Origin of the sequence: Bartonella sp. AC329YNZD, assembly GCF_042196685.1 — a bacterium.
Taxonomy (GTDB): Bacteria; Pseudomonadota; Alphaproteobacteria; order Rhizobiales; family Rhizobiaceae; genus Bartonella.
In genome coordinates this window covers 1-516 of the sequence record NZ_JBHIQS010000130.1, presented here as the reverse complement: position 1 = coordinate 516, position 516 = coordinate 1, and the positions used below count along the sequence as shown (strand labels likewise).

The following is a 516-nucleotide window of genomic DNA, read 5'->3' as shown; positions in this document are numbered from 1 at the left end:
CAACCGGAATAGACCCTTTTTTACCTTTTTCCGAATAACCTATACCTTGTTTGTCATTGTGGCACTTTTGACTCCCAAGAATTTCATTCAATTTCTTAAACCCGGAATTCATCTTTTCAATTGATTCTTTAGAGACTTTCAAATCATTTTCAAGCTTTTCAACTTTTAAAACTAAAGCATCTCTTTCTTTGTTCAAAATTCCTAAGTCAATTTCCCTCCCTTTAACCTTGTCAATCAACCTAGCATTTTCCCTTTCAAGATTAATCAAGTTTTGTTGGGACTTTTCTAGTTGTTCTTTAAGGTCATCATTTTCCTTAGCCAAAGATTTATAGAGACTGAAATACTTAACATCTTCTTCCGTAACTCTATTCTTCATAAATTCATCATATAAATTAACGAGTTCAGAATCAGAAAAATCTCTATCACTTTCATCATTGCCCTCACTTTCTTCACTTTCAAAAATTTCAAGATTTTCTTTCGAAGAAACACAACTCAATTTTTCAGTGAGGCTGGCAG

The 516-nt window shown here is 32.6% G+C and carries 1 protein-coding gene; it reads right to left on the bottom strand.

The genetic code is table 11. From position 1 onward, the window contains the following. On the bottom strand, window positions 1–516 hold a 516-nt coding region (locus ACFIMW_RS09545), incomplete at both ends, for a hypothetical protein (RefSeq protein ID WP_375697404.1).